This window comes from Streptomyces sp. NPDC059003 (assembly GCF_042740445.1).
Lineage (GTDB): Bacteria > Actinomycetota > Actinomycetes > Streptomycetales > Streptomycetaceae > Streptomyces.
In genome coordinates this window covers 22136-32817 of record NZ_JBHYJH010000114.1, presented here as the reverse complement: position 1 = coordinate 32817, position 10682 = coordinate 22136, and the positions used below count along the sequence as shown (strand labels likewise).

Here is a 10682-nt window from a genome sequence, read left to right as displayed (position 1 = left end):
TTGAGGAGCGGGGTCTGGGGCGGAGCCCCAGTTCGGGAAGGGGCGGGATTGGGGAGCCCCCGGCAGGGCCCGGCCCCGCCTCCCACCCCACCCCCGGCACCCCCGGCATCATGACTCACCGAACCACACAAAGCGCAACAAAACGGGTGAGGTGCACATGGCGGGCACGGGTGAGCTGCGAATCCTGGCCGTCTGGGGCGCGACCAGGGCCCTGCTCCTGCTCTGCGTCTTCCGCGTGATCGTCACACCGGGCCCGGACGTGACCAGCGACGTCACCGTCATCTACCAGGGCTGGTACGAGGTCCTGCGCACCGGCACGTTCCCGCTCGACGACGTCACCTGGCAGTACCCGCCCGCGGCGGCACTCGCGATCCTCGGCCCGGGGGCGCTGCCGTTCCTGAGCTATCCCGCCGCGTTCTTCCTCCTCTCGCTGCTCGCCGACGCGGTGGTGACGGGGCTGCTCCTGTACGCGGGCTGCCGCCCGGGCAGGACGCTGCGGGGCGCGTGGGTGTGGACGGCGGGCGTGGCCCTGCTCGGGCCGACCGCGTACGCCCGCTACGACCTGATGGTGACGGCGCTCGCCGTCGCGGCCCTGCTCGCGGGGGCCCGCCGGGCCCGCGCGGCGGGGGTGCTCGCCGGGTTCGGCGCGCTGGTGAAGGTCTGGCCGGTGCTGCTGCTCGTCGGCGCCCCGCGCGGCCGCGCGACCCGGCGCTCCTGGGGCGCGGCGGCGGTCACGGTGTGCGCGGGCGCGCTGGTGTTCCTGGTGGCGATGCCGGGGGCCCTGGCGTTCCTGACGTTCCAGCGGGACCGGGGCACGGAGGTGGAGTCCCTCGGCGCGCTCGTCTTCCACGGGGCGCGCCAGCTGGGCTGGGAGGGCACGGTGCAGCTCAACTACGGCTCGGTGGAGTTCCTCGGCCCGTACGTACCGCTGGTGAGCACCGCGGCGCAGGCGCTGTCGGTGGCCGCGTTCGGCTGGCTGCTGCTGTGGCGGGTGCGGGCCCGTGTCTGGTCGGCGGGCACGCCCGCGGACGCGGCGTTCGCGGGCGTGCTCCTTTTCACGACGACGAGCCGGGTGATCAGCCCCCAGTACATGGTGTGGCTCGTGGGGATCGCCGCCGTGTGCCTGGCGGTCCGCGGCAGCCGGATGGTGCTTCCGGCCTGCCTGGTCCTCGTCGCCACGTTCGTGACGTTCCTGGAGTTCCCCGTGTGGTTCTCGCACGTGGTGGCGAGCGACGCGCTGGGCGTGGCGCTGCTCCTCGTACGCAACGGGCTGCTCGTGGCCGCGACGGTGCTCGCCTGCCGGACCCTGTGGCGGCAGACGGTCGCCCCGGCGCCGCGCCACGACGACGTGCCCGTCCCCGTCAGCCCAGTTCCTGCCGCAGATAGTCACGCCAGCGCGCGGTGAACTCCTCGGGGCTCGTGTCGAGGACCTCGCGCAGGGCGTCCTCGACCGCGCCCGCCCGCTCGTCGTGCCCGCCGACCGCCGCGTAGAACGCGACGAGCTTCCGCTCGCCCCACTCCTCCGCGATCATCCGGCAGGCCAGCCACGCGCTCTCGTACGCCTCCGCGAGGCGGCCCGCGTCGCCGCTGAAGCCGAAGTCCCCGTCCTCGGGCAGCGTGGCGGGCAGGGCCCCGTCGGCGACCGCGCGCCGCAGCTCCGGCGCGGCCTGGTCCGGCGTGCGGTCGGTGCCGCGGTAGCCGACCCAGTCCGCGAAGCCCTCGGAGAGCCAGAGCGGAGTGGCCCGCGAGGTGTGGGCGCGGGTCGCGACGTGCGTGGTCTCGTGCGTGAGGACGACCTGCTTGCCGAACGCGCCGAGGACGCCGTACGCCTCCGGGTTGATGATGATCCGGTCCGCGGGCGCGCGCCCCGAGCGGCCCGCCTCGCCCGTCGTCACGGCCGCGATGCCCTGGTAGCCGGACGCGGGCGCGCCGAGCAGGTCCGCCATGCCGTCGAGGGACTTCGGCACGAGCACGAGGACCCGGCCCGGCCAGCGCCGCGGCCAGGCCTTGCGCACGGCGGGCACCGCGGCGTCGGCGAGCTTCGCGTAGCGCCGCAGGTCGGCGCGGTCGCGGCCGACGCCGAGCACCAGGCTGTGGGCGCCCCGCACGGCGTCGACCCGGCCCTGGTCCCACAGCTGTTCGGCGGCCTTCCCGGCGGGCCGCTCCGCGGTCACGTACCAGCGCCCGTCGCGCCGTTGGAGCGTCAGGGCGCGGTCCGTGGTGAGCGGGGCGCGGTCGTAGCCGGCGATGCGGTAGCGCAGTTCGGCGGTGGCGGTGGCCCGGGTGCCGTCGCGGTCGAAGTCCTTCAGGCGGTACGTCCAGGACGTCAGCGGGACCGCGCGCAGGCCGTCGTACGCGGCGGCCGACCCGCCCGTCGCCCGGTAGGCGCGCTCGTCGTGGTCGAGGACCGCGTCGGCGCGCCGCTCAAGGAGCCGCCGTACGTCGTCGGGCGCGGCGTCGGCGCCGGACGTGCCGCCGCCGCAGCCCGCGAGCACGGCGGAAGCGAGCACGGCGAGAGTGAGACCCACCGCCCCGATGCCGCGCCCGCGCCGTCGACCAGCCACGTTCCCGATCGTACGGGGACGGGAGCCGCTCCCCGCGACCGGCGGCGGGTCGCCCTCGGATTCGCGTCACCTCACCGGCGCGGCACGGGCGGTCAGACGCGCGTCACGGACGAGACCGGCATCATCCCCACCGGGTCGTAGCGCACCGCCGCGCCCGGGTACGGCGCGTGCACCACCTGGCCGTTGCCCATGTACATCCCGACGTGGCTGGCGTCGTCGCGGTACGTGACGAGGTCGCCGGGCTGTGCCTGGGCGAGCGGCACCTGCCGCCCCGCGTGCCGCTGGGCCTGCGAGGTGCGCGGCAGGCCCACGCCCGCCTGCGCGTAGCTCCACTGCGTCAGGCCCGAACAGTCGAAGCCGGAGGGCCCGTTGGCGCCCCACACGTACGGCTTGCCGACCGCCGACCTGGCCGCCGCGATCGCCGCGGCCGCGCGCGAGGAGGCGGGCGCGCCCCCGCTCGGCGGGTCCGGCAGGTCGGCGCGGTCCGAGCGCGACGACCTGTCGTACTCCGCGCGGGCGGTCGCCGACAGGGAGTTGAGCAGCCGCCTCGCCCTGGCCAGCTTGTCCTCGACGGTGCGCTTGTGGCGGGCCACCGTCCTGCGGCTCTTCTCCAGCTCGGCGAGCTTGCGGGTGGCCTCGGCGCGCTCCTGGGCGAGGGCGCGCTGGGCCCGCTGGAGCTTGCTGAGCTCGCCGGACTGCCGGGCGCTGATGCGGTCGAGCGCGGCGGCCTTGTCCAGATAGGCGTCCGGGTCGGAGGAGAGCATCAGGGCGAGCGCGGGGTCGATGCCGCCCGAGCGGTACTGGGCCCCGGCGAGCGAGCCGAGGGCGCCGCGCATCGCGTTGATGCGCTCCTGCCCGCGGGCGACCTTGTCCTTGGCGCGCTCGACCTGCCGGCGCAGGGTGCCGGCCCGCTCGTCCGCCTTGTTGTACGCCTCCGTCGCCTGCTCGGCCTGTTCGTAGAGGCGGTCCACCTTGGCCTTGGTGGTGGCCGGTGTGCCCGGTGTGTCATGGGGTGCGGCGCCCGCGGGCGACGCGAGGGCCGCGGCCGCGGTGGCCGCCGCGGACAGCACGGTGACGGTGGCGGTGCGCGCGCTCCGGTCGAGGCCGGTTGCTGCGAAACGGCGATGGGACCCCACGAGAAGCCGCTCTCCCTTCCGCTGAAGGTTCCCCGCACGGGGCGGGGCGTCGCCCCGGATGTCGGGGAACGCGCGCGACAGTAGCCGCGCGATCACGTCGCGGCCAAAGACCCTCGGTGCCTACGCACGGTGACGCCCCGCCTCTGACGCAGGTCATCGGCGGGGCGCGGGGTCAGCGGAAGGTGACGGAATTCGCCCGATCGGACGGCGCGGTCAAGCGCCGGGGACACCGGGCCGGGGTGGCATCAGCCAGCACCGGTCAGCGTCAGATGCGGACGCCGAACTGGAACGGCATGTTGTTGATCGACTCGTACCGGACGACCGTGCCGGAGCGCGGGGCGTGCAGGACCTGGCCGTTGCCCGCGTAGAAGCCGACGTGGTGCAGGTCGCCGTAGAAGATGACCAGGTCGCCGACCTTGAGGTCGCTCTGCGACGCGATGCGCGTGCCGTAGTTGGCCTGGGCCTGCGAGGTCCGCGGGATGGTCATCCCGGCCTGGGCGTAGGCCCAGGAGGTGAGGCCGGAGCAGTCGAAGGAGCTCGGGCCGCTCGCGCCGTAGACGTAGGGCGAACCTATCTTGCTCTGCGCGGCGGCGTACGCCGACATCGTGCGGCCCGAGCCCTTGGCGGCGCCGCCCTTGGGGGCCTCGGTCTTGGGCGCGTCCATGGCCTTGCGCTCGGAGGAGCGGCTCGCGCGGTCCTCCTTGGCCTTCAGGGCCGCGCGCTCCTTGGCGGACAGCGAGTTGAGCAGCCGCTGCGCCTCGCCGAGCTTGCCCTGGACCTCGCGCTTCTTCTTGCCGAGCTCCTCGCGCGTGGTGGCGAGGTCCTTCAGCTTGTCGGCGGCCTCCTTGCGCTGCTGCGCGAGGGTGCGCTGCTTGCCCTGGATCTTCTTCAGGGCCTCGGCCTGCTTGGTGGACAGCTGGTCGAGCGCGGAGGCCTTGTCGAGGTAGGTGTCCGGGTCGGAGGAGAGGAAGAGCTGCAGGGAGGGGTCGATGCCGCCGGAGCGGTACTGGGCGCTGGCGAGCGAACCGACGCCGCTGCGCAGCTCGTTGAGGTCGTCCTGGCCGCGGGCGACCTTGTCCTGGAGGCGGTCCACCTCCTTCTCCAGCTTCTGCTGCTTCTCCTTGGCGCCGTTGTACTTCTCGGTCGCCTTCTCGGCCTCTTCGTAGAGCTTGTCGACCTTGGACTTGACCTCGTCCTTGCTCGGCTTCTCGCTCGGCGCGGCGTTCGCCGCCTGCGAGGTGAGGGCCACGGCAGCGGCGGCGGTCGCGGTGAGCACGGTCACGCGCGCGCGGTTGGGCTGCTTGGGACGGCGGTGGGAAGCCACGAAGGCGGCTCCTTCGATGAGTGATCAACAGAGCGGAGGTCTCCGCGCGACCCTAGTGACACCGGTGTGATCAGATCAAATCCTGACCATGAAAAAGTCGGTCGTCGAGCGTTTTCTTTACGGAGAATAGACGGCCCGTAACGACTACTTGACGCTCCGTCGCGCGCAACAACGGACCAATTCGGTCATAGGGAGCGGGAGTTGCGTACGCCGACCAGTCTCGCCAAAGCCGACTAGCCGCGCGAAAGCCGCTTCAGGAGCACCACGGACGCCACCGGCCGCGCCCCCGCCTTCGCGATGCCGTCGGCCACCTCGCGGTCGGTCGACACGACGATCACGGGCCGCCCCGGAGGCTCGGCGCGCACCAGCTGACGGATCAGCTCGTCCGCCGTCACGCCCGGCTTCGAGAAGAGGACCCGCACCCCGCGCGGCGGCGCGAGCAGCACCGGCGCGGCGAGCTCGGCCCCGTCGAAGACGCAGGTGACCTCGGCCCCGCTCTGCAGCGCCAGCTGGGAGAGCGAGCCGAGCAGGCGGAGCCGCTGCTTCTCCAGGGGCATCGTCGGATAGCCGGTCTTGGTGACGTTGTAGCCGTCGACGACCAGATGCGCCTGGGGCAGGGCGAGGAGCTGGTCGAGGACGGCCGGGTCGTTCTCGGACAGGGCGCGGGCCGCGATGTCCTTGGGCGTCATCCGCCCCGGCTCGACCGCGTCGACGGTCTCGGCGGGCCGCACGGAGACCGGCGGCAGGGCGAGTTCGCGGCGCAGCCCCTGGGCGGCGTCGAGCACCGTGTCGAGCAGCAGGCGCACCCGCATGTCCTCGACGCTGCGGCCCTCGCGCGCGGCCCTGCGGGTGGCTTCGAGGGCCGACTCGGCCTCGCCGAGCCGCGACTTCAGGCGCCGCACCTCGCTCTCGGCCGCGGACAGCTGCGCCTGCCCCTCGGAGCGCAGGGCGTCGGCGTCGGCGGCGGCCTTGCGCAGCGCCGCCTCGCCGCGCTTGACGTCGCTGAGCGCCGCGCGCAGCTTGCGGTGCATCGATTCGGCGTCCTTCTTGGCCGCGTCGAGCTCGCCGCGCAGACGCTCGGTCTCGGTCTTGGTCTGGGCCCGGGCGGAGGCGAGCTCGGCGCGGAGCCGCTCCAGTTCGGCCCGGGTCTCCTCGTCGGCGCGCTCGGCGTCGGCCCGCTGGGCCTCCTCGCCCGCGGCGGTCACGAGCTTCACCCAGCCGGTGGGGCGCAGGACGTAGGCGGCGGCCGCCACGTCCAGCGGGTCCGCGGCGGGCGGCGGCGTGCCCGCGTCCAGGGCCGCGGTCAGCTCGGGCTGCGCCTCGCGCAGGCGCTCGCCGATGCGCTGGCGGAACAGCGGGTCGCTCTCCAGGGCCGCGGCCATCGCGTTGCCCGCGAACTTCACGCGCCTGCTGGGCGTGAAGCGCGCGTACTGCCGCAGCTGCGACGGCAGTTCCGCGACCGTGAGACCGCCGAAGCCGTCCGACACGATCTGTACGACCGCCCGCCGCACGCCGTCGGGCAGCGGACGGTCGAGCACCTCAGCGGCGCCGTCATCCGGCGTTCCGCCCGCGCTCTCCACCATCGGTCACCCCACTAGCTGTGCGGGGCCCGCTCCCTCAGGAGCCGGCCCCGGGCCTGTCCACGAGTTCCACCTGGTCCACCGCGTTGCACCAGCGGCAGCGGACCGACTCGATGGTCTCACTGACCACCTCGCGTTCCTCGACCTTGGGCTCACCGGCCAGGTCGAGGTGCACATACTCGACGACCTTCGACGACCGGGTCACGTCGAAGCGCGTCAGGTTGCCACAGAGGGTGCAGCGCCATCGGGTGGTGTCGGTCGGCAGGGGAACCGTCATCGTGACGTTCGCTTTCCTTCGGGGGACCTGGTGCGTATTTCCCGTAACCCTAAGGCCTGCGTAAGGACGCCTGTGCGCAGAGCGCGAGGAGACGCCCACGGCCGGTGCGGGAGGCACGAGGAGGGCGCCGATTCATTCTGTTCTGTCATGATCTGTACGTGATCGACACTTGGGGTACGGCGGCGGGCCGGCTGGTGCGGAGACAGGCCGCTCCGGTGACGTACGCGCTGATCGCCGCGTGCTGTCTGGTCTTCCTGGTCTCGCCGGTCTCCGGCCTGAACCCCGCGTACGGCGGCGGCGAGGCGCTCATCCCCGCCCAGCGGGCCTACTTCGAGCGCTGGGGAGTCGTACCCGTCGAACTCCTCAGCGGCAAGCCGCGGGCGGCGCTCACCCTCGTGACGGCGCTCTTCGTGCACGGCAGCTGGCTGCATCTGCTCGGCAACATGCTCTTTCTGTACGTGTTCGGGGTGATGGTCGAGGAACGCATGGGCCACCTCCAGTACGGGCTCTTCACTCTCGGCTGCGGCGCGCTCGCCCTGCTCGGGTACGCGATCGCGCACGCCGGGTCCGGGCAGACCCTCGTCGGCGCTTCGGGCGCCATCTCCGCCGTGCTCGGCGCCTTTCTCCATCTCTTCCCGAAGGCGCGCGTCACCAGCCTCTTTCCGTTCCTGTTCTTCCTGCCGCTGCGGTTTCCCGCCTGGGTGGTGCTGCCGTTCTGGGTGGCGCTGCAGTGGGTGGCCGCGGGGCAGGAGAGGCAAGGGCCCGGAGTGGCGTATCTGGCGCACCTCGTGGGCTTCTCGCTGGGGTTCGTCGCCGCCTGGGGGTGGTACGGGCGTCCGGCTAGAGTGAAGAGACCAGGAACGGCCACCGAGGGAGACAGCCAGCCGTGATCACCGCGATCGTGCTCATCAAGACCAGCGTGGACCGGATCCCGGAGATCGCCGAGTCGATCGCCGCCCTCGACGCCGTCAGCGAGGTCTTCTCCGTGACCGGCACGTACGACCTGATCGCCATGGTCCGCGTCGCCCGCCACGACGACCTCGCGGACATCATCCCCGGCCGGATCAGCAAGATCCCCGGCGTGGAGGCGACGGACACGCACGTGGCGTTCCGCACGTACTCGCAGCACGACCTGGAGGCGGCGTTCGCGATCGGCCTGGACTCCTAGCCGACTGCTCCGGGCCCTGGATGAGGGTTTCTTCATCTGCGGCTCATCCTGCTGACGCGGTGCGCCGCACACCATCGCTGCCATGGTCTTCTCCCAGCGCATGGCGGCCCTGGCCGCCGTCGTGGCGATCCCCCTCGGCATCGCCGTGACGAGCTACGCCCTCACCGACAGCCCCTCGTCCCCCAAGGTCCCGCCCAAGGTGGAGCTGGACAGCGGCTCCCCGTCGGCCACGCCCGACACGCCCCGGCCCACGCCGAGCGACCAGGTCGTCTCCCGGCCCCCGGTCGACGACGGCTCGGCGGACGGCGGCAAGGACGGGACGGGCGGCACGGGGAGCACGGCGGGTACGGGGAGCACGGCGGGCACGGGCGGCACAGGGGGCACAGGTGGCTCAGGGAGCACAGGTGGCTCAGGTGACGACGACGGGGACGACGGCCAGGACGACGGTGCCGACGGCAGCGACGACGGACCCGGCGACGACGGCTGAGCCCGGGACGGCCGCCCGTCGCCGCGTCTCGGCGCGCGTCCGCATCCTGCTGTGGCTGCTCCTGGTGATGGCGGTCGCGCTCGCCGCGGTCGCCGCGACCACCCGCTCGATCCTGCTGCGCGACGTCGACCACCGCGTCAGCCGCCTCCTCACGCAGGAGACCGGCGAGTTCACCAACTTCGTCGACCAGGGCGTCGACCCGAAGACCGGCGAGCGCTTCACCGACCCGAGCCGCCTCCTCGAAGTCTTCCTCGAGCGGCAGTACGCGGACCCCGACGAGGAGCTCGTCGGCCTCGTGGACCGCCCCGGCCAGGACCCCGCCAAGCTCACCCAGGCGCGCGAGATCTCCGTACGCCACCCGCTGCACGGCGACGCGGAGGCCCGCCGGAAGATCTTCGCGGCGGACGGCTCCACCGGCGCCCTCGACCGGCCGTCCGGCGAGCTGCGCTGGGCGAAGGTCGAGGTGGCGCGGCACGGCGACGAGCCGGACGCGGCGTTCGTCGTCGCCTTCCACCCGGCGGCCGAACAGGCCAAGGCGGACGGCGTGTTCCGCATCCTGCTCGTCATCTCCGGCGTGGCGCTCCTGATGACCACGGGCATCGGATGGGCCGTGGCCGGGCGCATCCTCAAGCCCGTACGCCTCGTCCGCACCGCCGCCGCCCAGCTCACCGAGCAGGACCTGACGCGGCGCATCCCGGTGCGCGGGCACGACGACATCGCCGCGCTCGCCGAGACCTTCAACGGCATGCTGGACCGCCTGGAGCGGGCCTTCGCCGCGCAGCGCGAGTTCGTCGACGACGCCGGGCACGAGCTGCGCACCCCCATCACCATCGTGCGCGGCCATCTGGAGCTGATGGGCGACGACCCGGCGGAGCGCGAGGAGACCGTCCGCCTCGTCACCGACGAGCTCGACCGGATGAGCCGCATCGTCGAGGACCTGCTCCTGCTCGCCAAGGCCGAGCGCCCCGACTTCATCACGCCGGAGCCGGTGCAGCTCGCCGAGCTCACCGCCGACGTCTTCGTCAAGGCCCGGGCGCTCGGCGACCGCCGCTGGGAGCTCGCCGAGGTCGCCGACCGCGAGGCCGTCCTCGATCCGCAGCGCATCACCCAGGCCATGGTCCAGCTCGCCCAGAACGCCGTCCAGCACACCACCCCCGGCCGGCGCATCCGCATCGGCTCCCGCGACACGGCGGCGGGCATCGAGCTGTACGTCGCCGACAGCGGCCCCGGCGTCCAGGAGCAGGACGCCGAGGTCATCTTCGAACGCTTCCGGCGCGGCACGGCCCGCCGCGGCGCCCGCACCAGCGGCGCGGGCCTCGGCCTGTCCATCGTCCGCGCCATCGCCCGCGGCCACCGCGGCGACGCGTGCCTGCGCACCACCGAGGGCGGCGGCGCCACCTTCGTACTCGTCCTGGAGGACCAGCAGACGTGAACCGCATTCTGATCGTCGAGGACGAGGAGCGCATCGCCTCGTTCGTCGACAAGGGCCTGCGCGCAAACGGCTTCACGACCACGATCGTGGCCGACGGCGACGCGGCGTACGACTACGCCCTCACCGGCGGCTTCGACCTGATCCTGCTGGACATCGGCCTGCCGGGCCGGGACGGGTTCACGGTCCTGCGGGGGCTGCGCGAGGCCCGGGTTTCGGCGCCGGTGATCGTGCTCACCGCGCGGGATTCGGTGCGCGACACGGTCGCGGGCCTCGAAGGCGGCGCCGACGACTGGATGACGAAGCCGTTCCGCTTCGAGGAGCTGCTCGCGCGGGTACGGCTCCGGCTGCGCACGGCGGCGCGGGCACCCGAGGTGACGGTCCTGCGCGCCGGAGAGGTGACCCTCGACCTCCGTACGCGCCGGGCCCGTTCCGGTGAGCGCACGGTGGATCTGACGGCGCGTGAGTTCGTGCTCCTCGAACTGTTCCTGCGGCACCCGGGGCAGGTCCTGTCGCGCGAGCAGATCCTGTCGCACGTGTGGGGGTACGACTTCGATCCGGGGTCGAACATCGTGGACGTGTACGTACGGGCGCTGCGCAAGAAGCTGGGCGCGGACCGCCTGGAGACGGTACGGGGCATGGGCTACCGCCTGCCCGCGTGAAGTTTCCTTCATGTGCGGCTCATTGAGGGCTCACCGCGCGCCTGAACCCTTGCTC

11 protein-coding genes are annotated in these 10682 nt (G+C 73.1%); 6 read left to right on the top strand and 5 right to left on the bottom strand.

All coding sequences use genetic code 11. The annotated features are described in order from the left end of the window. Positions 1 to 157 precede the first annotated feature (157 nt). Positions 158 to 1405, top strand: a complete 1248-nt coding sequence (locus ACFWZ5_RS31340) for a glycosyltransferase 87 family protein (RefSeq protein ID WP_384796240.1) — start codon at positions 158 to 160, stop codon at positions 1403 to 1405. On the opposite strand, the gene ACFWZ5_RS31335 is transcribed toward ACFWZ5_RS31340, so the two are convergent. The 5 genes from ACFWZ5_RS31335 to ACFWZ5_RS31315 form a co-directional block, all read right to left on the bottom strand. Continuing rightward, complete coding sequence (locus ACFWZ5_RS31335) at positions 1362 to 2564, bottom strand: hypothetical protein (RefSeq protein WP_384796238.1); 1203 nt, start codon at positions 2562 to 2564, stop codon at positions 1362 to 1364. The genes ACFWZ5_RS31340 and ACFWZ5_RS31335 overlap by 44 nt on opposite strands. 92 nt (positions 2565 to 2656) lie before the next feature. Further along, complete coding sequence (locus ACFWZ5_RS31330; protein WP_384796236.1) at positions 2657 to 3700, bottom strand: NlpC/P60 family protein; 1044 nt, start codon at positions 3698 to 3700, stop codon at positions 2657 to 2659. A 265-nt stretch (positions 3701 to 3965) separates the two neighbouring features. Then, a complete protein-coding gene (locus tag ACFWZ5_RS31325; protein WP_384796233.1) occupies positions 3966 to 5024 on the bottom strand; it encodes an NlpC/P60 family protein in 1059 nt (352 codons plus the stop codon). Between the two features lie 233 nt (positions 5025 to 5257). Further along, positions 5258 to 6607 (bottom strand): NYN domain-containing protein, encoded by a 1350-nt coding sequence (locus ACFWZ5_RS31320; protein WP_384796231.1) that lies wholly within the window; start codon positions 6605 to 6607, stop codon positions 5258 to 5260. A gap of 34 nt (positions 6608 to 6641) precedes the next feature. Beyond that, positions 6642 to 6881 (bottom strand): hypothetical protein, encoded by a 240-nt coding sequence (locus ACFWZ5_RS31315; protein ID WP_030679496.1) that lies wholly within the window; start codon positions 6879 to 6881, stop codon positions 6642 to 6644. Between the two features lie 158 nt (positions 6882 to 7039). On the opposite strand from ACFWZ5_RS31315, the gene ACFWZ5_RS31310 reads away from it, so the two are divergent. The 5 genes from ACFWZ5_RS31310 (at position 7040) to ACFWZ5_RS31290 (ending at position 10627) form a co-directional block, all read left to right on the top strand. Next, positions 7040 to 7771, top strand: a complete 732-nt coding sequence (locus tag ACFWZ5_RS31310) for a rhomboid family intramembrane serine protease (RefSeq protein WP_384796228.1) — start codon at positions 7040 to 7042, stop codon at positions 7769 to 7771. Then, on the top strand, positions 7768 to 8049 hold the full coding sequence (locus ACFWZ5_RS31305; RefSeq protein ID WP_384796226.1) for an Lrp/AsnC family transcriptional regulator: 282 nt from the start codon (positions 7768 to 7770) through the stop codon (positions 8047 to 8049). The genes ACFWZ5_RS31310 and ACFWZ5_RS31305 overlap by 4 nt, the downstream gene beginning before the upstream one ends. 82 nt (positions 8050 to 8131) lie before the next feature. Continuing rightward, entirely contained in the window at positions 8132 to 8536 is a 405-nt protein-coding gene (locus tag ACFWZ5_RS31300) for a small secreted hydrophilic protein (protein WP_384796224.1), read from the top strand. A 67-nt stretch (positions 8537 to 8603) separates the two neighbouring features. After that, positions 8604 to 9968, top strand: coding sequence for an ATP-binding protein (locus tag ACFWZ5_RS31295; protein ID WP_384796242.1), 1365 nt, complete (start codon positions 8604 to 8606; stop codon positions 9966 to 9968). Continuing rightward, positions 9965 to 10627 carry a response regulator transcription factor gene (locus ACFWZ5_RS31290; RefSeq protein ID WP_384796221.1) on the top strand — a complete coding sequence of 221 codons (663 nt, stop codon included), beginning with the start codon at positions 9965 to 9967 and terminating at the stop codon, positions 10625 to 10627. Before ACFWZ5_RS31295 ends, ACFWZ5_RS31290 begins: the two co-directional genes overlap by 4 nt. The last annotated feature ends 55 nt before the right edge of the window (positions 10628 to 10682 follow it).